Raw genomic sequence first — 20,571 nt, 5'->3', positions numbered from 1 at the left:
CGTACCTTCTTCTATTATGTATACAAAATAAAGAAGCCGGTCGCGGATGAAATAACAACCCTGCGCCCGGCTTCTCTCACTCAATTCCTAGTTTATTTCACTTCAACACGGATGACTTCACTTCTTACCTGTCCATGGGTGTTAGACAGTTCAATCTGATATTCGTATACGCCGGCTGCTTTGCCTGTAATCTCCGTGTAGGCTGTCTGTGCATCAGGAGTCACTGCTGCTAATTCCTGTGTATCGACGAGTTCCCCATTCTCATACAGCTTATAGAGGGTGCCGCTTGTTCCCCACCACATGTTCATCGTGATTCGGTACTCTCCGTCTTGATCCCAGTTATCGCTTGATATACTAGGCTTACTCGGGGCCGCATCTTTTACCGTTACCGTGTGAGGGGCACTTTGTGTTGTTCCGTGTGCATTTATCAGTTCTGCCGTGTACACATACGTACCGTTATCTCTTCCTGCCAGTGGAACATGAACACTTTGTGCGTCAGGTGTACTATCAGATAAAAGCTCTGTATGGATCAGCTTCCCGTTCTCATACAGTTTATATCTGGTTCCATTCTCACCCCACCACATATTCATAGAGATGGTGTATTCTCCATCCAAAAGACCATTATTGTGTCCGTTATTATCAGAAAGTACAGGAATTCCTGGCTTTTCTTTTGCTGATCCCTGATCCTCAGCACCCGTATAACGAATGTTTGGAGCCCCAGGCATCTCCATTCCTGCTCCTAAATAGAAGCCTGTATGTGGAGGCTGATTATAAGCAACATTCTGCCATGCAACACCTAAGCGGTAGATTGGATCATGCATTAACGTACGAATACGATAGTCCGATTCATCGGTTGTTGTATAAATCCGAAGCTCTGTGCTGTCCTCCGAACGCCAGATAACTTCTTCACGCCAGTCTCCCAAAAGATCCGCTTGTAAACTTGGATTCGCTTTTGTGGAGTTGTTCGACGCAGCGCCTGTTGCTGTGAGTAAATTGATCGTTTTTTGATTTTTGTAATCCCATTTATCAATTCGGATATCATCTTGCAGCTCTCTTAGCAGATCGCCGTCCCACCAGATCCCAAAGTTTGTCGATGAAGGGATTTTAGATGATATTTTCTCCCCTTTAATAGAATACAAACCGCTTAGCGGAATATGCTCTGCGTTCGTAATCGTAGCAGACCATACTTCTTCTCCTGGATAATTCGGATCAATATCGGCTGACATCCCTCTGCCTACGTCAATTCCCAAAGGAACTCCCCATAGAATATCGCCTGTATTTGCATCACGTACTTCCATGCCGTATTTCGCATTTTTGTCTTCATGAACACTAAATATTTCAAGACCTTCTCGCTGAGGATCGAGATTACCAAAATGCATAGCATCGCCGTGACCGAGTCTTGTATTGTGAAGCGGAGTACCGTCATCATCAATGGCGATGGCACCAAACAGGATTTCGTCTTTGCCATCGTTATCTACGTCACCGACAGACAAATTATGATTACCCTGTCCTGCATAGCTGCTAAGACCTTCATCATTCGAGTCAAAGCGCCAGCGTTTGGTCAGCTCCCCGCCTCTGAAATCATAAGCAGCAAGCACGGTTCTTGTATAATAACCTCTAGAGAAAACAAGGCTTGGATGCTCTCCATCCAGATAAGCAACGGTCGCAAGGAACCGGTCAACCCGGTTTCCGTATCCATCTCCCCACGAACTTACATCACCGCGAGGCGGATCATAAGGAACGGTACTCAGTGCCTTACCCGTTGGTCCTTCAAATACAGTAAGGAATTCGTTTCCAAGAAGAACGTATCCAGAGCTATTGCGATGATCAAGCGAACCATCTCCAATAACTACACCCGCTCCGTCTTTGGTTCCGTCTGCTGTCTTCATAGCAACTTCCGCTTTTCCATCTCCATCAAAATCATAGACTAGGAACTGAGTATAATGTGCCCCTGCACGAATGTTAGGACCCATTTTGATACGCCATAGTTTTGTTCCATCCATTTTATAAGCATCCAAATACACTTCGCCTGTGTATCCTGATTGTGAGTTATCCTTGCTGTTCGTTGGCGACCACATCATAACGATTTCATACTGGCCATCTCCGTCGAGATCACCTGCGCTCGCATCTCCCGCATAGTAAGAATAAGGCTGACCATCCTTGGTATAACCATCTGCTGGTTTATCAAGCGGAATGGATTTATATTGCTGCTGCCATACGGAGATTGGCTCCGTCGCTTTTTGTTTTACTCCACCTACCATCGGTTCAATTACGTATTTCGATTTGTCTGTACCCCCTGCATCCACATAGTTGGTACGATCCGTAATCGGTTTGCTCGTAATGAGCTTGCTATCACGGTAAATTTGGAATGCAATTGAATCTGGATCCAGACCAAGCATTCTCCAGCTAATAAATACGCCGTCTTCTGTCTTGACTGCAACGGGTGCACGATCAAGGTTCTCCATTTGACGATATAACGTGGTTACCGCTTCAGTAACCAGCACCTCTGACAAATCCGAGATTCCTCCCGCATTTACAGCCGCCACTTTATAATAATAAGGTATCGTACTGAGAATGGTTTGATCTGTGTACTGTGCTTCTTTTGTCTTACCGATAAGATGGTAGACTCCGTTCTCTTTATCCGAACGGTATACGTTATATGAACGAGCCTTTGTGCTTAGTTCCCACGTAAATGTGACTTCATTTTTATGAATAGAACTTACCTTTAAGCCCTTAGGAATGCCGGCTTTCTCTACAGACGAATCAATCATGGAAACCTCTAGCGGTGTAGAAGCAACCGATTCAAGCCCCGCTGCATCCACTGCGGTTACTGTATAGGTATATTTCATACCAAAGTCCACGGTTTCATCTTTCCAAGTGAGTCCGGAAGTTTCCGCTAAGAAAGATGGTTTCGCTTCTCCTTCTGCCTGACGATATACACGGTATAAGGCTGCACTATCCATGTCTTTCCAAGAAATCTCTGCCCAAGGAACTTCACTCGCAAGATCCACTTTCACAAGTTCCAGACCCGTTGGTGCAAGCAGAAGAGGTGTAATCTCAATTCCGTTCACATGAGCGGTTTGTCCAGAGAAGATCATGTTGATCTGCCCATCTTGTACAGTTATAGGAGCATGCAGCTTCTCAGCAATATTCTCTTTCCCAGAGCTTATTGTTCCATAGTCCTTCCCTTCAATGTTCACGTTCGTTCTAGTAGAACCAATCCAGTCTCCTGTATAGGATTTCACGGCATATGTACCGTTAGGAAGATCTACCTTAAATTCGTAAACACCACCGAAATTAATAATAAAATCACGGCGAAGGGCATCCGTAGCCCCACCTCGATCACGGTCTGCCAAAGCACCTTCATGAACGACAAGTCCATAACCGCGTTCCTTGGTATAGAGAATATTACGATTAATCTCCGTGTATCCTTCTGCTACAGGGGAACCCGGAGGACCAAAATCATAGCGATAAGCAGCTGATTTGGTTCCAATCGTTACTTTCTCAGAAGGATCAGAGGAACCTTTTCCATTTACCGCAATGACATACGCAGTATATGCTTTTCCTTCTGAAAGACCAGCCAAAGAGAAGCTAGGCACGGTAGCTGTTCCTGCTAACTTATACGCGGATTCTGCATCTGTCTGAAGCTTGACGTAGATCCGGTAAATATCAACATTCTCTACTGCGTTCCATTTTAATAACGCACCGCTGTTACTGATATTACCTGCCACAAGACCGGTTACAGGACTTGGTTTCGCATCCGGCAGGTCCTGCTCTTTTACATATTCCGATAGTGGAATGTTCAGCTCCTTGATCGACTGAGCAACCATTCTAGCAAGCTGAATCGCTCCATACTCCTGGAAGTGTGTATTGTCAGCTGATCCATTCGGAAATGCTGCATACACTCCTGGGTCGGTATGCAAAAAGACGGATTTGGTCTCTTCTACACCAATGGAATCATAGTAGGCTCTGCTCAGCGTACTAAGATCGATAAGCTTTGTATTTTCCTCTGCTGCTACTTCTTTCATTGCATCTACATACTCTGGGAAACTCACATTGAATTTACCTGTATCTGCATTGAAATCTCTTCTTCCTACCGGTGTTACGAGAATCGGGATTGCCCCGCGCTGCTCTGCACCGTGGATATAAGTTCTGAGATATTCTTTAAAATCAGCTGGTGAAGCGTACCGATCCGGTATCGAGATTGTCGCATCGTTATGACCGAATTGAATAAGGAAATAATCAGCTGGCTGAATGACTTTTAGAATATCATCGAGTCTGCCTTGATCGATAAAAGATTTCGTGCTTCGTCCACCAATAGATTGATTCTTAATCGTAATTTGTTCCTCGAAGAAACGAGGGAGCATTTGTCCCCATCCAGCTTGCGGCTTCCAGTATGGATCGTAAGTCTGCACTGTGGAATCTCCAGCAATATAGATTGCCGGATTACTGCCTGGTGTCCGGTCCGGGAGCCTCGTAATGACCAGCGCGCTCAGTTTAGCTGCAGAACCGGTGATTGCGAGATTCAGCTGGCCATCAACCAGTGCAATGGAGAAATTCATCTCCAAAAACTCGCCTGCCCCTTTGGCAGTCAGCTGCACTTTTTCCATCCGCTCTGTCTTAATCGCAATCTCCGAGCCTTCCTCCTGATCCCCTGCAATAAGAGCTACGTCATAATCGCCATTTGGCAGATCAATCTGAAACATGCCGTTATCCACATGTGCATAATCAGAACGAAGCGGGTCATCTCCTCCGCGGTCATGTACAGTCACTGTGGACAGATCTGTAAAACCATACCCTGTCTCTTGTGAATAAGATGACTGTGCACCGACTCCGATATAACCTTCCGCTACCACTCCATCCCCAAAATCAAAGCGATATTCGCCTTCAGCAGCCATCTTCAGGTTATTATCTGCATCGTTCGTCTGTGGAGCCAGAGCATCGCGACCCGCATCCGCCTGCGTTCCATCCCCTTGCACTTCCTCCTCTACTCCTTCCTGACCTTCTTCTGATCCTTCTTGTCCTTCTTCTACCCCTTCTTGCCCTGCTTGTGCATCTTCTTGTACACCCTCGTCTACTTCATCTTGTATTGCCTCTGCCTTTACCGTCTGTCCACCCCATTCCATTGGCATTGCCATCGTTGACAGCACCATAAGAAAAACAAGAAAAATGATAAAAAATCGAGATTTGCCAGGATGGTGCTTCCTGCTTGCTTTCATGAAGATGCCTCCTTTGCATTCTAAATGTAACCCCTTCCATCGTAGCTTTAGATCACTTCTTTTAACATCTAAAAAACAGTGTTTTTCGTACATAATTCAGTGTTCTTTATCCCAGGTATTGAACAAAAAAAGTGACGATTCCTAATCGAAATCGCCACTTTTTATACTCCTAATCCTTTTATTACCTATTTAAATAGGGTAAGGTTATTAGAAAGTATTTTCCTTATATTGTTTGCATGCTGAGTTTATTCATAAAAGAGGTGAAATAACGATGTTTTCCTTTTTGTTCACTTTGGTTGTTGCAGCCATATATATAGCAATCAGTCTAATAAAAGGGTACGACTACGATAGTAAACTGCTTACGATTTTCGCATCTGCCATCGCAGTCGCCTTCATTGGGACACAATATTTTCTTATGGGAATTGATTCTGTTCTTACAGCCGTTTTCTTGGCTCTAGCATTAACGGCAGTATTTGGTTATACAAGTACAGTTTATAGGAAGCAGCAAGGCCAAGTTAGAAAGCCATTAACCCCTTACCAGATCTTATTATGCGGAGCAGCCCCTATCGCTTTCATTGCCTTCTATGAACTGATTATGTTAAGAACGCCTCCAGCAGATGTTCCATGGCTTGAAATTGTGATTCGCATTACGCTTACTGTTGTCGTACCTATGTTTATCTTCCGTTACCTTGAAAAGCGAAAGTCACATTCTGAATAAAGAAACGACAGCATGTTATAAAAAGACCTTCTTCCCTGTCCTTGCACTCTCTAGAGCGTAAAAAACCATTGCTGCACTATGGATGTGATCAAGGGCATCGGTTTCTGCCGGTCTATCTTCCTCGAGTGCGGTAAACATCTCGTCTAGGCATCCATTATGCCCTTCTCTTCCGTTCCACCTTGCTTCCGCTTCCGTTCGGACAATCTCATGAAAGAATCCTTCGCTAGCCTGTTCCTGTTTTTGCTCACTGAAAGGCATATGCACTCCGTCCCAACGGGCAGATCCCTGACTCCCCACCACTCGCCAGTCTGCTTCCCAAGAGGTAGGCAGGCCGATGGCTGACCAAGACCCCCGATAGCTAAATACAGAACCATCACTCATTTCAAAAATACAGATCGCAGAAGCATTTCCCTGATACCAGGACCCTTCTGCATTATATTCATGACAATACACCGACACAGGATTCACTCCCGTAATAAATCTGGCTTGATCAAATGTATGAATTGCCATATCAATAATAAGCGGGCTGTCCATAACATCACGAAATCCGCCAAACCGAGGTCCGAGGAAAAAGTCAGCATGTACAGATCCTATTTTGCCAATAGCGCCTGATTGTAAATGGTCACGAAGCGCTCGAATCTGCTTGAGATAACGGCGGTTTTGCATCACAGCATATCGTTTCCCCGTACGTTTACTGACCTCCACAATTTCGCGTGCATCTTCTAGAGATTCTGCCATGGGTTTCTCACCAAATACATGGCATCCTCCCTCAAGCGCCGTAGTTACCACCGATTTATGACTTGAGGGTATGGTCACGTCAAATACTAGATTGGCATTCACAGACTGAAGAGCAGTGCTAAGATCGTTATAGATCGGCACCTTAAGTCCTCTCTTCTCTGCCATCTTCACCGCATTCTCTTCATATATATCTACTAAGGCAACGATATGTACATCGTCCCGCTCTGCCGCATAGTCTAACCAAGCATTCGACATTCCACCGCAGCCTGCTACAATAACTTGATGATGCTTCATGTTATCCCTCCTAATTATTATAAAATTAGTAATTATAGGGATTATATGTTTTAAATCTAAAAAAAACCAGCTCTCACTTCACATAGCGAGGGACTGGTTTTCTTTGTTATTTATGCGGGAGGAATTGTCTTGTTTTCTAATGCGATAAACTAACCTTTAATACCGGAATTGAGGTTAATGGATTGAACAAAATACTTCTGTGCAAATAAGAAAAGTAGCAAAGTAGGGATAATAGCAAGAATTGCAGACCCCATCAATTGTCCGATCATACGGTAGTTTCCATAAATATCTTGTAATAAAAGAAGTCCTGCTGTAACCGGCATTTTCTCAACATCCGTATACACGATGACCGGCCAGAGGAAGTCATTCCATGATCCGGTGAAAGAGAATAGCGCACACACGATTAAGATGGGTTTAACCAGTGGAACGATAATAGATAAATAGATTCTAAAATCAGATGCCCCATCAACACGAGCCGATTCGTCTAGGTCTTTGGGAAGTCCATTCATGAACTGTCTCACGAGGAATATATTCCCCATCCCTGCTAAACCTGGAATAATCATAGCCCAAGCTGTATTTACCCAACCGAATGCATCAATAATTTTGTAGGAAGGAATGAGATTGACGACACCTGGAAAGAAAGAAATCCCTAGTAATGTAAAAAACAAAGCATCTCTTCCTTTAAATTTCATACGGGAATATCCGTAACCTGTTAATGAAATAATGACAACAACGAGCAGCGTATGTGTCGTTGCGATAAACAGGGAGTTCCAAAGCCACCGTAGAATAGGGGCTGTAGACGTATTCGTTAAAGTCGCAATATAATTGTCGATCGTCCAATCTTTAGGCAACAATCTAAAACCGGAAGATACGACTTCAGTTTGAGATCTAAAAGACGTAGAAATCCCGAAAACGACAGGGATGATCCAAATAAGGCAAAGTGATATTAAGAAAATATAAGCTGCGTATTTAGATACGCTATTATCAGAAGGTTTCTTTTTCCCTCGAGTATTCCTTTTCAAGGGCTGATCAATCGGATTCACTAACGGATTTGACATAGCGGTCCATCTACCTTTCCATTTCCATTGTAAGCAAAATATTATTCTCTATGAAATTAAGCAGCGTTTCTGTTCATCACATAATATTGCAGGGCAGAGATTACTAAGATAACAATTCCGAGCAGTACTGCCATAGCAGATGCCATACCGGCAATGGATTCTCCGTTACCAAAGGCCAACTGACGGATATACATCATGAGCACATGGGTGCTTTGACGCGGTCCGCCATCGGTCATCATTAACGGCTGTCCAAATACGTTAAAGGCACCCCCGGTAGTCATAACAAAAGTATAGATTAACGGGAAACGGATGGAAGGCAAGGTAATGCTGGTAAACCTCCGGACAGGTCCTGCTCCATCGAGTTCTGCAGATTCATACAAATCTTGCGATACTCCACTGATGGAAGCGCGGTAGATAATCATATTACCGCCAACACCGCCCCAGACTGTAATCACGAAGATAATAATCCAGGCATAAGGCTGAGTAGCAGGCCATGCAACATCGGAACCAAACAAGTTTCCAGTAATACCGAGCTGTTTATTAAAGATTAGCAGCCAGATCAGAGCTGCTGCTGATATAGAAATAAGTCCCGGAATGTAAATTATGGACTGGATCAGGTTTTTCATTTTTACTTGTTTATGCTCTAAGGCAACAGCGATCATCAAAGGAATAATGATCAGAAGGGGGACACTGATGCCCACAAAAATAAAGGTGTTTTTCATCCCATTAAAAAACTGAGTATGAAACGTAGAATCTTGATTAAACAGAATCGTTTTATAGTTATCCAAACCTACCCAAACCGGTTCATTCATTAAGTTCCATTTTGTAAATGATGCATAAATACCATAGATCGTCGGAAGCAGTATAAAGATGGCGAATAATATAATATGAGGGCCTACAAAGAAAGCGGGAGCCCAGTTAATTTTCTTTTTCATAGGAAGTCATTTCTCCTTCTGAATAAAGTAATGTGCCAATGGATGGCACATTACTTTATACAATCTATTCAGTTCTAGCCCTTACTGTCCGCTTGTACCTTCTGCAATTTTATCTTCTACAAATTTTTGCATTGTGTTTAGTGTCTCATCAATGTCTACATTACCGCGAGCCAGCTCAAGTGCATAAGTATCTACTGCTTCAGCAACGTATGCATAGTATTCATAAGTGTAGATGTACAAAGATTCAATCTCTTTCTCATTAGAAGTAAAGAAGGACTGCATATATTCTTGGTACTCAGGGCTTTCGTTAACTTGTTTACTTGCTACGTTTTGTCCAGCCTTTGCCCATTCAAGGGAATTCTCACGGATAAACTCAAGGAATTTCGCAATTCCCGCTTCTTTCTCATCTGTTCTCTCATCGTTTTTCAGCATAGCGAACAAGTGAGAAGAGGATCTGTTTGTGAATTTCTCTTCAGTTGGAGAGTACACATTAGTTACACCAAAGTTCAATCCCTCAACACCAGCATGAGCTGTGGAACTCCAAGTTCCGTCTGTAGAGAATAGAACGTTACCGGATTGGAACATCAGGTAGCCGTCTTCACCATATGGTGTCATCAAGCCAGCGTCCGCAATTCTCTTCACTTCTTCAAATGCTTTTTTCATAACAGGTGTATTCACTGCAGGTTTACCATCTTCTTGAATGTCCCCGCCTAGATTCTGAATTTGAGATAGGATAACCCAGCCGAGCAAGGCATCATTTACTACAAAGTCACCATCATCCAATTTGCCTTGTAAGGAAAGCATCTCATCAATAGTTACTACGTTATCATCAAGGAAATATTCTGCATCATATTTCTTAAGCAAATCTTTGTTGTAATACATAACAACACTATGAATGTCCAAAGGAACCGTATACTGAGTTCCATCAATCGTTCCTGTTGACCAAGCTTGAGGAAGATAATTTTCTTGTTTAAGTTCAGGCTCAGCAGCCATCACACTTGTCATATCTTCTAAAGCACCTTGTTTAACATACCCTGGAACACGGTCAGCATGGATAATAGATAGATCTGGAACCCCTTTACCGGAGTTGAGTACGGTGGAGTTCTTCGTATACATATCTGACGTAATTACATGCTTAACCTTTATTTCAGGATCAGTTGCATTGTAATCTTTAACGAGCTGATCCATGTAAGCACCATCGTCACCCGTTAGTGGCGTCCAAAATACAATTGTGTTTTTATCATCCCCACCACAACCCGACAAAACTGTAATTAGCACAACAGCAAGAATTAAAGATGTAAGACCCCGCATTTTTTTCAAGATGTTTTCCTCCCGTTTTCTGTATATTGAAAAATATTACAATTCGCAATCATCATACATCCATACTGAAAGCGGTGTCAATAACTTTTATGTAAATTTAACTCTTTATTTTTAATTTAAGTTAACCAAAAGGTTAATCAAAAGGGTGCATACAGTATCATTATTTACTTTGGTTATCTTTCGTGTTACTTTGGTACTGGTTAATAAATGTCAAGATTAATTATTTGGGAAAGAAGTGGATAACATGCAGCTGGAAATCGATAAGTCCTCGCTCGTTGTTTACGAAGCCTTGGCAAGTGAAGTACGAATTAGAATTATTCAGTTACTTTCAAAGAATAAAATGAACATCAAAGATCTAGCAGAAGAGCTGCAAATTAGCAGTCCGATTGTTACTAAACATATCAAAAAGCTGGAGGATGCCGGGATTATCAAGACAGAAAAGATCCCCGGAAAGTCCGGTCTTCAAAAAATCTCCACTCTTAGAGTCGATCACATTGAAATTAATTTTCCCAAAAAGATCTTTCACTCTTTTGCCTCTTATGAGACCTCTGTTCCGATCGGTCACTATAACGATTTCGATCTGAAACCAACCTGTGGTCTTGCTACGGATAAAGAGTTTATAGGAAGAGTGGATGAACCAAAGTATTTTATGGATTCAAAGCGGGTAGATGCGGAGATATTATGGTTTACTCAGGGGTTTGTTCAGTACAATATCGCCAATTTTCTAAAAAAAGAAGAAGAACTTCAACAATTCGAAATCAGCTTAGAGATTGCCTCCGAGTTTCCTTTTTCCAACGATGTATGGCCTTCTGACATCACTTTTTCTCTCAATGGATTAGAGCTTGGAACATGGACAAGTCCAGGGGATTTTGGAGATGCAAGAGGGAAATTTACACCGAAGTGGTGGCCTCATAATATTAACCAGTATGGTTTGTTAAAAACCATTCGTATTACAAGCCATGGCACCTATATTGACGGGGACCCGATCTCAACGGTTTCGGTGAAAGATTTAGATACCACCTGCAGTCGTTGGACCTTCCGTATTGAAGTAAAAGAAGATGCGAATCATATTGGCGGTGCAACTCTATTTGGTAAGAAATTTGGGAATCACGATCAAGATATCGTATTTAAACTATATTATCTATAATTGTCCTTACCCTCAGGGAAAGTCACCCAAGACAAAGAACATCCATTCCTCGGATGTCCGTAATATAAGTGATATTCTCTTCCCTTTCCTGTCACCATTGCTCTAGCATTCGAAGTGTAACGACAACATCAATATCTTCCATCAGTGAATCTATAACAAGGGTGAGATTCGTTCCATCTTCAAGATATAACATCACACCCTCTTCCTTTAGATTAACGGAAGTCTTGGTAAAGGCTCCGGCTATGCCCGTCAGGGTTCCTTGGGTAACAACTCGTCCATTCGTAACGACCGTACACGTTGTATTTACTTCTAACGCTGTTTCATCCGCAGGAATCTGCGTTGTAGGCGTGGGATACCGATTAAAATTCCCATCAATCGTCCCTCCTTGGATTAAAGTATATCTAACAGGGTTCCTTGTCAGGATATCCAATCCTTCTACATAGACAGAAGCGGCTATTCCATATGGATTCGTAAAGGAAAGGTTTTTTCTAAAACTTATGACAGCATAATTATCAACTTGTGTAATAGAATTGACAGATCTAATCTCAGAAGTGACTCTACTGATATTTACCTCCTCCGTATCTATTGGAGTATAGAGTCCCCCTGCATCAACTCCGTATAAGGCGATTTCTAACCCTATGGTCGAGTAAACTGCATTAATCTGAAAATGATCATATCCCACGTCATATGTGCGGGTGATTACTTCCTCTGTATCCAAGAAAAAGAGATCTTCTGCAAAAGCAGCTTGCTGGCTCCCGTTATTCACGAGACCCTTCAAGTAACAAAGCCCAGAAGAGGTATTATTATTAATGACTTTGACAATGACTTGAACATATGGCCTGTCTCCTTGAATCGGTATATTTATCAGATTTCCTGTCGTAATAGATGGCATACGGATCCCCCTTTTCCCTTCCATGATACACCTGATATTATATGCTCCGATGATTATAAAAAGTTCGGGTGTTGTGATATAGTAGACTAGGCTTTGGTCTCCTTTTGGCCAACTACAACATATTGTAACTGCCTGTCATTCTACTCTTGAGTGATAATAGTTATTACCATCACTGCTCAAATAGGAGTCATGAAATTGAATAATTCAGTCTCAAAAGATCATCATTCTTCAAAATTAAAAATACATGCCAGACCTGTCAGAGCTTTTTTGACTCTCACTATAGGTCTGATTGCTGTCATTCTATTCATGGGTGTATCGATTGCTGTGGGTGCAGCGGATATTCAGCTTTCTACGGTGTATGAAGCCCTTGTTAACTTCAATCCAGACGTAACCCAGCACACCATTATCCATGAGCTTAGAATTCCGCGTTCGATTGCTGATGTACTCATTGGCGCAGCCTTTGCAGTCGCGGGGGCAGTCATGCAAGGGATGACGAGAAATCCACTTGCTGATTCAGGTCTTCTTGGTATTAATTCAGGTGCAATCTTCATGATTGCAGTCGCACTGGCCTTCTTCCCAGAAATGTCCTATAACGGTACGATGATCTTCGCCTTTATTGGTGCCTTTATCGCAACCGCGCTTGTATATGGTACAAGTTCTCTAGGTAAAGCGAGAGTCACTCCGATTCGGCTTGTACTTGCAGGTGCTGCAGTCTCTGCACTGCTAACTGCACTGAGCCAAGGGATTGCGATTCACTTTAGGCTGAGCCAAGATCTTGCTTATTGGGTGGCAGGGGGTGTCGCAGGTATTAAAATGCCCCAAGTGTTATCTATCCTTCCATGGATCTCCTTAGCACTGATTGCCGCCATGCTGGTTTCAAGGTCGATTACGCTGATTAGTCTGGGTGATGAAGTGGCATCCGGTCTTGGACAAAAAACAGGGCTAATCAAAATCATTGGCGGCATGATTGTGCTCGTCCTAGCTGGTGCAGCGGTGTCGGTTGCCGGACCGATTGGTTTTGTAGGACTTGTTGTTCCTCACCTTGTCCGTTATATCGTTGGGGTGGATTATCGCTTTATTATTCCTTGCTCAGCCGTGGTCGGAAGCCTCTTGATGCTTCTTGCTGATATTGGTGCGAGGATGATTAATCCGCCTTACGAAACACCCATCAGCGCACTTTTCGCGCTTGTCGGTGTTCCCTTTTTCCTGTATATCTCACGTAAATCAGGGAGGGGTCTCTAATGAAAAAATCACTTGCTGAACAAATGCAGCAAAGTACGGAAAAGCGTCTTAAACGCCAATGGGCAGTCATGATCACTTTTGCTGTCCTCATGATTGCTTTCATCTTCCTTAGTATGAACACTGGTTTTTCTAAGCTGGCCCCTGCAGAAGTACTAAACACAATCCTTGGCAAAGGTACCTCTCGGCAAAACCTTATTTTGTTCGAATTTCGTCTGCCTCGCATTGTTATATCCATGCTCGTAGGTGCTGGGCTTGCTGTATCAGGCTGCATTCTGCAAGGGGTATCGAGAAATGCACTTGCGGACCCGGGTATCCTAGGAATCACTTCAGGTTCCGGGCTCATCGTTGTGCTCTATCTGTCTTTCTACAGCAGCACGGCGAAAGCCCCTACGCTGCTATTGCCTTTTCTCGCCCTAGCTGGGGGTCTAATGGTTGCAGCTATTATTTATGTACTCTCTTATAGCAAAAGGGATGGGCTGAATCCCAATCGAATGGTGCTGACGGGAATTGCAGTTACTGCAGCTGTGAATGGCCTAATGATTGTCCTTATGCTCAGGCTTAACCCGAATAAGTACGATATGGTAGCCAGCTGGCTTGCCGGAAGCATTTGGGGGTCAACTTGGAAGCAGGTACTTACTCTCCTGCCTTGGGTGTTGCTGCTTATCGTCTTCGCCTTTTTGAAGTCGCGAAAGCTTGATGCTTTATCACTGGATGAGAACGTTGCCTCCTCGCTTGGAGTAAATCTCAATCGTGAACGGCTATACTTGCTGCTCATTGCCGTAGGATTAGCCGCTGCCTGTGTTGCCTTTACGGGCGGAATTGGATTCGTTGGTCTGATTGCTCCCCATCTTGCACGCCGTCTTGTTGGTCCAGGGCACCGAATGTTGCTGCCTGCATCCGCGCTCGGCGGCGCCCTGCTGCTGCTCATGGCAGATACGCTTGGCCGATTGGTATTTCCTGCTACAGAAATACATGCCGGAATTATGGTGGCTATTATCGGGGCTCCCTACTTCCTTTATTTGTTGTCCAAATCAAAAATGTAAGCAGGTCAGATCGAGTGGAATTAAGCTGTCAAGCCTATGCTTGGCAGCTTTTTTTTGTCCGCTATTAGATTCCATATCTTGTCTGTTCAGGTTGCCTAAGAGATGATACAATTCCATTTCAACTACCTTTATATATGTCACAGATCTATCATGATTAAGTGTGACATTTTTCACTGAGTCGGAAATCAGGCCTATGATAATTTAACCCGTATCTAAACCCTTTTATTTTCTACCCATCACCTAGTAACGTGTGTCTTCATACTTTATCCGATTAGCGTGTCAATGTGGTGCCCTTCTTTCATTTAACATTTTTGTTAAAAGAGAAGGATAGTGGGTATAAATAAACGGAGTGAATTTGTGAATTATATATAGGTTGTTAAAAGAAATATGGAGTTCCTGAATTTACATGTCCCATATCTTTTGACAGTCCAAAACATATAAGGTTATTATATCTATCAAATCAGGGAGGTTATGTAATGGCAGACATCACGAAAAAAGAAATTGTAGACAGTGTCCCCCAGAAAGGATTTTTTGGACACCCTAAAGGATTGTTCACCCTCTTCTTTACTGAGTTCTGGGAACGTTTCTCGTATTACGGAATGCGGGCAATCCTCGTTTACTATATGTATTACGAAGTTTCACAAGGCGGACTTGGTCTTGATCGGTCACTCGCTCTATCGATCATGTCCATCTATGGTTCCCTTGTCTACATGTCAGGCATTATCGGCGGTTGGTTAGCAGACCGTGTCTTTGGAACATCAAAAGCCGTATTCTATGGCGGTGTCCTCATCATGCTCGGACACATCGCACTTGCTATTCCCGGCAGTGTTTCTTTATTCTTTGCTTCTATGGTTCTCATTGTCCTTGGGACAGGCTTACTCAAACCGAATGTATCCAGCGTAGTCGGGGATATTTACAGCCCTGAAGATAACCGCCGTGATGCTGGTTTCAGTATTTTCTATATGGGGATTAACCTTGGCGGATTCTTGGCTCCGCTTGTAGTAGGATCAGTTGCAACGAGTAACGGATCAAACAACTTCCATCTTGGCTTCAGCTTAGCAGCAATTGGTATGTTAATTGGTTTGATTGTTTTCGTCGTTACGAAGAAGAAAAATCTTGGACTTGCTGGTACGGTTGTAAATAACCGGCTTGCTCCACATGAGAAGAAAAAGATCTTTACTACAATAGCAGTAGGTTTTGTAGTCATTGCTATTCTTGTTCTTATTGGTATTCAGACAGGAATTCTTACATTCCCGGTATTTGTAAATATTATTGCATTCCTCGGAATACTGATTCCGGTTAGTTACTTTATTGTTATGTACCGCAGTCCAAAAACAACTGCTGTCGAGCGCTCTAATCTAGTGGCTTACATTCCATTGTTCATTGCAGCTGTTATGTTCTGGGCAATCCAAGAGCAAGGTTCCACGATTCTTGCCAGCTATGCAGATACGAGAACACAACTGGAAATCTTCGGGCTCAAACTTAAGCCGGCTTTCTTCCAGTCCCTAAATCCACTATTCGTTATCTTGCTTGCACCTGTTTTTGCTGGACTTTGGGTGAAACTTGGCAATCGTCAGCCATCTGTTCCTAGAAAGTTTGCATTCGGTTTGCTGTTCGCAGGTCTATCTTTCTTGGTTATTCTTCTGCCTTCTTACTTCGGAGGAGAAAACAGCCTGGTAAGCCCTCTCTGGCTAGTACTGAGTTACTTCATTGTCGTGCTTGGTGAGCTTTGCTTGTCGCCGGTTGGTCTATCTGCAACTACAAAACTTGCACCTGCAGCGTTCTCAGCTCAAACGATGAGTTTGTGGTTCTTAACCAACGCAGCTGCTCAAGCAATCAATGCTCTAATTGCACCTCTGTATTCCGAAGAAACAGAGATGATTTATTTCGGAGTGATTGGCGGAACGTCGATCGTCCTTGGTATCATCCTGTTTATCATTGCACCAAAAATTCAATCCTACATGAAGGGGATTAAATAAAATAGAACGTAAAAACCTCTGTATCCTTGATGAATCTTTCGTTCATCTTGGATACAGAGGTTTTTTTATTATGCCTATCTAGAACTAAATTCCCTGCTATAGCAGCTTGATCTCAATTAAGATGTTACTTTCTCTATACTGCCGCCTTGGTCTTTACGAATTTGCTTACTCCGAAGCTGGCCGCAAGCTGCATCGATATCGGCACCATGTTCAAGTCTCACACTTACGCTGATATTCTGCTTTTTCAGCACATCATAGAAGGCAGTAATGGAGTCTTTCTCACTCCGCTGATACTGACTATGCTCATCTACCGGATTATATGGGATCAGGTTGACGATCGCTAAATTCCGGCGATTTTTCAGCAGTTCTGCAAGCTCAAGTGCATGTTCAGGCTGGTCATTAACTCCTTGCAGGAGAATATATTCAATCGTAATCCGCCGATTTGTAGTATCCCAGTAATATTCAATGGCTTCCATGAGCTTCTCAATCGGAATCGCTTTATTAATCTTCATAATCCGTGTGCGAAGCTCATTATTCGGTGCATGCAGTGATACAGCAAGATTAACGTTCAGGTCCGAATCGGCAAATTCTTTAATTTTATCCGCTAGTCCGCTAGTCGAAACCGTGATATGTCTTGCCCCAATAGCCAGTCCCTTATGATCCTTCACCACACGGATAAAGTCAGATATATTGTCATAGTTATCAAAAGGCTCGCCGATACCCATCACCACGATATGACTCACCCGCTCCCCCTTACCCGCCTGGTCAAGATGGAACTGAACTTTCATAATCTGCTCTACGATCTCTCCGGCAGAAAGGTCACGGCTTTTCATAAGCAGACCACTCGCACAGAAGCTGCAGCCAATATTACACCCTACCTGCGTTGTTACACAAACAGAAAGTCCAAATTTATGGCGCATCAGCACCGTCTCAATAAGATTACCGTCTTCCAGACGAAATAGGAACTTGATCGTTCCGTCTGCCGATTCCTGCCTTGTATGTTCCGTTAATGTCTCTATTACAAAATGCTCGGATAACAGCTGAACACAGCTCTTGTTCACTTCCGTCATCTCCGCGAAATCCTTCACACGTCTCCGGTACAGCCACTCCCATACATGGGATGCCCGAGATTTCTTATGGCCGTGTTCTTCCAGCCAAACTCCCATATGTTCTTGAGTTAATCCATAAATGGATGGTTTCTTCATGACAAAACGGCCCTCTTTTCAAAACTTTAAAATAAAATCTATTCAAACCTTTGCGTCTCATATACAAAAATACGTTACCTATCTTCCTGAGTCCGTTTATTATTGTCCCAAACTTTTCAGGTTTAAACAAGGTCTAATCACGAATACCACGGACGAAATAGCAAAAGAAGCGCTGAACTAATGACTTGCTCGATAGGCAGAAGGGGAAGTTCCCATCATCTTCTTAAACTTGCGGCTAAAATAAAACTCATCCGGATATCCAACAAGATGTGCAATCTCCCTCAGCTTCAGCTCAGGGTCCATCATGAGTCGTTTGGCGTGCTCCATTCGGACGGTGGCTATGTATTCTGTTACACTGACTGCGTAGTGCTTTTTGAACAGCTCGCTGTAGTATTTCAAACTTAGTCCTGCCATCCGGCAAAGTTTGTCTAGCGGCAAGTTTTCTGTGTAATGCTGATCAATGTAATCTTTGGTGGACTGTAATGCAGAGTCAGTGTCTGCCCTAGCCTGGTCACTGCTTTTCGCAATCCAGTATAAAGCCTCCTGAAAAAGAAGCTGACTGCGATATCTCCCAAGTCCTTCCCCGCTGTGCCAGTGACCATAAATCGAATTACATATACCGGTAAACCAGTTGACCTCATGATTCGATAGATCCAGTAAGTGTCCCACAGGCGGTATCTCTGTTATAAGCAGAGGCTGCTTCGGGTCAACTTGTTGATATACATCATAGCCAATTATGGTAAGGTTCACTTTGTCGCTTCCCTTACAATCCATCATCAGCTTCTCCTCATTCATACACGAATAGATGCAGGTACCATCAACGGGAAGAGAACAATCCCTCCCTGTTAAGCATCCCTGTCCCTCAGCAACCATCAGCAGATGAGAAGAATGATGATTCAGATCAGAAGTATTCCACTTGTTACTTACACTTACTTTAAGAACTTCTTTCAGATTAACAACCGAGCAATCTAAGAGTTGCTTGCTTTGTACCTTACCCGCTGTTGAGGTTGTCATCTCAGCCATGAAACATAATCACCACCCTATTGTTGATAATGATTATCAATATCATAAAACAGATTTTATCATACTTTTCTGTTTAGCAGTGATTTAATTCTCACTTTTATAAAATTAACATTCTCCTGATCTATCGGTAAAAAAGCGAAGAACCCCCGAACATAACCGGGGGCTTAAGCTTATTTATCCGCAAAGATGAGTGTTGTTTTTGAGTTATTTATATAGCTCACTTTCGTTCCCAGCTGTTCAGATACAAAACGGAGGGGAATACAGGTCACTCCGCCTTTTAACAACAGCGGAGCATCATTGATTGTAGTCTTGCCATTTACCTTCACTTGTCTATTGTAGGCAGTCCACTGGATGGACATATCATTTTTCTGAATGGTGACCTCTTTCTTCTTTTGATCCCATGTAACATCGGCTCCAAGCTGCTCAGATATAAAACGAAGAGGCACATAAGTACGTCCTTTTTCAAGAAAAGGAGCAACTTGAAGTGAATAAGGTTCATCACCCATATAGGCTGTTTTTGACCCTTCCTGAAGTCGCTGGTATCTCCCCTGTGGAGTCACATCTTCCGGGTTCCCTCCAAGCTCAGTGAACAAACTCCACGTATCCAATCCATAAGTTAGATCAAGATAATTATCTTTTAGATTCAGCCCATAATAAGAAGGTTCTCCTGAGGATTCTTGGCGTATATAGGTAAACTGTTGATTCTGGATCGGCAACAAGTCCCAAACTAGATTACTGGATAGATTTAAACTCTGTATATGGCTCAAATGCTGTAAAGGTTCAAGATTAAAAATTAGATTCTTGGACACATCGATATTCGTTAGTAATTTTAAATTCTCCAGTGGTTCTAGGCTAGTTATCTGATTATCAGAAGCGTTTAGATCTGTAAGTTGCTGTAGATCTTGAATAGGAGTAAGACTGTTCAGCTGTAAGCCTGACAGATCTAGAATCTCAAGATTCACAAGATGACTCATATTTTGCAGCTCGTCTATATTGGACAAAGGATTATGTGCAAGCTTCAGACTGACAAGGGATCTAGGTAATTCATTTATGTAGGTTGCATCTGTTATCTGGTTTTGATTAAGATCGAGAGTTTGCAAATTTTCAAGCTTGGTAAGAATGGATATATCTTTAATTAGGTTAGCGGAAGCCAGCAGTTCCTTTAATGATGTCATGTTTACTAAAGGTTCTAGACTTTCAATTTTGTTAAAATTGATGTCTAGCGCACGTAAGGATGCTGCTCCTGACAGACCATCTAAACTTGTGATCTGGTTCCCTCCAGCATAAAGAGTATGCAACCTTGGAAAGTTACGTGTCACACCGAGTGATGTAATGGCATTATTGCTTACAATAAGTCGTTCCATCTGTGTGTTTTTCTCAAGCGGCTCTATGGAACTGACATAGTTATTCGTAACATTGATTTCCCGCAGGGTTGTTAACTCTTTGAGCGGTGACAAATCCTCGACCTGGTTATATGGAATTTGCAGATGTGTGAGGTGAACCGCATGTTCCAGCCCGGAAAGACTTCGAATTCCCGCAGAAGGAAGGTCAATCACCGTTAATTTCTCCAAATCACTTACCGTGAGTTCATCATCTTGTGCTTTATTTAGGATCATCTTGAGACCATTGTCCAAGTAAGGGTCTGTTACTAGACCTTGCCCAGCAGCATACAGATATGCGCCCTGTCCTCCCCAGCCCATCGTAATTAAAAACGCAAGTACAATGGTTATTACTCTCTTCATTCCCCATATCCTCCCC

At 42.9% G+C, this 20,571-nt stretch carries 14 protein-coding genes; 5 read left to right on the top strand and 9 right to left on the bottom strand.

All coding sequences use genetic code 11. The annotated features are described in order from the left end of the window. Positions 1-92: 92 nt before the first annotated feature. Positions 93-5,219: a rhamnogalacturonan lyase family protein gene (locus GQY27_RS21985; RefSeq protein ID WP_328802955.1), complete on the bottom strand. Its 5,127-nt coding sequence runs from the start codon at positions 5,217-5,219 to the stop codon at positions 93-95. 271 nt (positions 5,220-5,490) lie between these two features. Here GQY27_RS21985 and GQY27_RS05475 point away from each other — a divergent pair, with 271 nt between their 5' ends. After that, positions 5,491-5,937 carry a hypothetical protein gene (locus GQY27_RS05475; RefSeq protein WP_160032548.1) on the top strand — a complete coding sequence of 149 codons (447 nt, stop codon included), beginning with the start codon at positions 5,491-5,493 and terminating at the stop codon, positions 5,935-5,937. Positions 5,938-5,952: 15 nt separating this feature from the next. Here GQY27_RS05475 and GQY27_RS05470 read toward each other — a convergent pair whose 3' ends face one another. The 4 genes from GQY27_RS05470 to GQY27_RS05455 form a co-directional block, all read right to left on the bottom strand. After that, complete coding sequence (locus tag GQY27_RS05470; RefSeq protein WP_160032547.1) at positions 5,953-6,969, bottom strand: Gfo/Idh/MocA family protein; 1,017 nt, start codon at positions 6,967-6,969, stop codon at positions 5,953-5,955. A gap of 149 nt (positions 6,970-7,118) precedes the next feature. Then, complete coding sequence (locus GQY27_RS05465; RefSeq protein WP_160032546.1) at positions 7,119-8,027, bottom strand: carbohydrate ABC transporter permease; 909 nt, start codon at positions 8,025-8,027, stop codon at positions 7,119-7,121. A gap of 56 nt (positions 8,028-8,083) precedes the next feature. Continuing rightward, complete coding sequence (locus tag GQY27_RS05460; RefSeq protein ID WP_160032545.1) at positions 8,084-8,962, bottom strand: carbohydrate ABC transporter permease; 879 nt, start codon at positions 8,960-8,962, stop codon at positions 8,084-8,086. An 81-nt stretch (positions 8,963-9,043) separates the two neighbouring features. Then, positions 9,044-10,273 (bottom strand): extracellular solute-binding protein, encoded by a 1,230-nt coding sequence (locus tag GQY27_RS05455; RefSeq protein WP_201450695.1) that lies wholly within the window; start codon positions 10,271-10,273, stop codon positions 9,044-9,046. A gap of 253 nt (positions 10,274-10,526) precedes the next feature. On the opposite strand from GQY27_RS05455, the gene GQY27_RS05450 reads away from it, so the two are divergent. Next, complete coding sequence (locus tag GQY27_RS05450) at positions 10,527-11,429, top strand: ArsR/SmtB family transcription factor (protein WP_160032544.1); 903 nt, start codon at positions 10,527-10,529, stop codon at positions 11,427-11,429. A gap of 91 nt (positions 11,430-11,520) precedes the next feature. Here GQY27_RS05450 and GQY27_RS05445 read toward each other — a convergent pair whose 3' ends face one another. Beyond that, positions 11,521-12,321, bottom strand: coding sequence for a hypothetical protein (locus tag GQY27_RS05445; protein ID WP_160032543.1), 801 nt, complete (start codon positions 12,319-12,321; stop codon positions 11,521-11,523). Positions 12,322-12,510: 189 nt separating this feature from the next. On the opposite strand from GQY27_RS05445, the gene GQY27_RS05440 reads away from it, so the two are divergent. The 3 genes from GQY27_RS05440 (at position 12,511) to GQY27_RS05430 (ending at position 16,585) form a co-directional block, all read left to right on the top strand. Then, on the top strand, positions 12,511-13,563 hold the full coding sequence (locus GQY27_RS05440; protein ID WP_160032542.1) for a FecCD family ABC transporter permease: 1,053 nt from the start codon (positions 12,511-12,513) through the stop codon (positions 13,561-13,563). Further along, on the top strand, positions 13,563-14,606 hold the full coding sequence (locus GQY27_RS05435) for a FecCD family ABC transporter permease (RefSeq protein ID WP_442950881.1): 1,044 nt from the start codon (positions 13,563-13,565) through the stop codon (positions 14,604-14,606). Before GQY27_RS05440 ends, GQY27_RS05435 begins: the two co-directional genes overlap by 1 nt. 476 nt (positions 14,607-15,082) lie before the next feature. Further along, positions 15,083-16,585, top strand: a complete 1,503-nt coding sequence (locus tag GQY27_RS05430) for a peptide MFS transporter (RefSeq protein WP_160032541.1) — start codon at positions 15,083-15,085, stop codon at positions 16,583-16,585. Between the two features lie 116 nt (positions 16,586-16,701). Here the strand turns inward: GQY27_RS05430 and rlmN are convergent, their stop codons facing one another. The 3 genes from rlmN to GQY27_RS05415 all read right to left on the bottom strand — a co-directional run bounded on the left by rlmN (position 16,702) and on the right by GQY27_RS05415 (position 20,555). Continuing rightward, on the bottom strand, positions 16,702-17,790 hold the full coding sequence (rlmN, locus tag GQY27_RS05425; protein WP_160032540.1) for a dual-specificity RNA methyltransferase RlmN: 1,089 nt from the start codon (positions 17,788-17,790) through the stop codon (positions 16,702-16,704). A 177-nt stretch (positions 17,791-17,967) separates the two neighbouring features. Then, positions 17,968-18,813: a helix-turn-helix domain-containing protein gene (locus GQY27_RS05420; RefSeq protein WP_160032539.1), complete on the bottom strand. Its 846-nt coding sequence runs from the start codon at positions 18,811-18,813 to the stop codon at positions 17,968-17,970. A 170-nt stretch (positions 18,814-18,983) separates the two neighbouring features. Beyond that, positions 18,984-20,555, bottom strand: coding sequence for a leucine-rich repeat domain-containing protein (locus GQY27_RS05415; protein ID WP_160032538.1), 1,572 nt, complete (start codon positions 20,553-20,555; stop codon positions 18,984-18,986). Positions 20,556-20,571: the final 16 nt, after the last annotated feature.

It is taken from the genome of Paenibacillus sp. An7, from assembly GCF_009870785.1.
In the GTDB taxonomy this organism is placed as follows: domain Bacteria; phylum Bacillota; class Bacilli; order Paenibacillales; family Paenibacillaceae; genus Paenibacillus.
Note: the sequence above shows the minus strand (reverse complement) of the source record. Positions and strands in the feature narration are given on the sequence as shown.

What these genes read in the sequence shown, in the direction of transcription:
- GQY27_RS21985 (WP_328802955.1), bottom strand. Translation starts at nt 5,219, where the DNA reads ATGAAAGCAAGCAGGAAGCACCATCCTGGCAAATCTCGATTTTTTATC.
- GQY27_RS05475 (WP_160032548.1), top strand. Translation starts at nt 5,491, where the DNA reads ATGTTTTCCTTTTTGTTCACTTTGGTTGTTGCAGCCATATATATAGCA.
- GQY27_RS05470 (WP_160032547.1), bottom strand. Translation starts at nt 6,969, where the DNA reads ATGAAGCATCATCAAGTTATTGTAGCAGGCTGCGGTGGAATGTCGAAT.
- GQY27_RS05465 (WP_160032546.1), bottom strand. Translation starts at nt 8,027, where the DNA reads ATGTCAAATCCGTTAGTGAATCCGATTGATCAGCCCTTGAAAAGGAAT.
- GQY27_RS05460 (WP_160032545.1), bottom strand. Translation starts at nt 8,962, where the DNA reads ATGAAAAAGAAAATTAACTGGGCTCCCGCTTTCTTTGTAGGCCCTCAT.
- GQY27_RS05455 (WP_201450695.1), bottom strand. Translation starts at nt 10,273, where the DNA reads ATGCGGGGTCTTACATCTTTAATTCTTGCTGTTGTGCTAATTACAGTT.
- GQY27_RS05450 (WP_160032544.1), top strand. Translation starts at nt 10,527, where the DNA reads ATGCAGCTGGAAATCGATAAGTCCTCGCTCGTTGTTTACGAAGCCTTG.
- GQY27_RS05445 (WP_160032543.1), bottom strand. Translation starts at nt 12,321, where the DNA reads ATGCCATCTATTACGACAGGAAATCTGATAAATATACCGATTCAAGGA.
- GQY27_RS05440 (WP_160032542.1), top strand. Translation starts at nt 12,511, where the DNA reads ATGAAATTGAATAATTCAGTCTCAAAAGATCATCATTCTTCAAAATTA.
- GQY27_RS05435 (WP_442950881.1), top strand. Translation starts at nt 13,563, where the DNA reads ATGAAAAAATCACTTGCTGAACAAATGCAGCAAAGTACGGAAAAGCGT.
- GQY27_RS05430 (WP_160032541.1), top strand. Translation starts at nt 15,083, where the DNA reads ATGGCAGACATCACGAAAAAAGAAATTGTAGACAGTGTCCCCCAGAAA.
- rlmN (WP_160032540.1), bottom strand. Translation starts at nt 17,790, where the DNA reads ATGAAGAAACCATCCATTTATGGATTAACTCAAGAACATATGGGAGTT.
- GQY27_RS05420 (WP_160032539.1), bottom strand. Translation starts at nt 18,813, where the DNA reads ATGGCTGAGATGACAACCTCAACAGCGGGTAAGGTACAAAGCAAGCAA.
- GQY27_RS05415 (WP_160032538.1), bottom strand. Translation starts at nt 20,555, where the DNA reads ATGAAGAGAGTAATAACCATTGTACTTGCGTTTTTAATTACGATGGGC.